The organism is Rhodoplanes sp. SY1 (assembly GCF_046000175.1).
GTDB lineage: Bacteria > Pseudomonadota > Alphaproteobacteria > Rhizobiales > Xanthobacteraceae > Rhodoplanes.
In genome coordinates this window covers 1-517 of the sequence record NZ_JBEOMB010000457.1, presented here as the reverse complement: position 1 = coordinate 517, position 517 = coordinate 1, and the positions used below count along the sequence as shown (strand labels likewise).

The 517-nt window shown below is 71.0% G+C and carries 1 protein-coding gene; it reads right to left on the bottom strand.

The window, feature by feature from the left end:
• Positions 1 to 517: pyridoxal phosphate-dependent decarboxylase family protein (locus tag ABTU92_RS30335; RefSeq protein WP_408095241.1), on the bottom strand; the 517-nt coding region annotated here is incomplete at both ends.

Below are 517 nucleotides of genomic sequence, written 5' to 3'. Positions count from 1 at the left end.
CGCCACCGTGACGCCGGGCTCGGCGCGCAGCCTCGCCGCTGCCGCGACGGCGAGGTCGGTCTGTCGCTCGATCGTCGCCGCGATCGCTGCCTCGCCGTCGCCGGCGAGAGCGAAGAACACCTTCAGGCCGATGGCCGCCTTGGTGCATTCGACGGTCCGGTGGATGAAATCGATGCCGGGCTCGTCCTTGTCGTGGAACAGATAGCTCGCCTCCTCGCGGAAGGCCTCGTCGAGGGTGGCGTGCTCGCGCACCAGCACGGCGGCGCACAGCGTCGCGCTGCCCAGCATCTTGTGAGCGTCCCATACCACCGAGTCGGCGAGCGCGATCCCGTCGAGCCTGCCGCGCAATCGAGCGGACACCAGGGCCGAGGCGCCGTGGGCGCCGTCGACATGAAGCCAGATTCCGCGCGCCCGGCAGATTTCGGCGATCGGGCGCAGCGGATCGTAGAGGCCGAGCGCGGTCGTGCAGGCATTAGCGACCACCGCCATCGGCACGCGGCCCTCGTCGCGCAGGCGA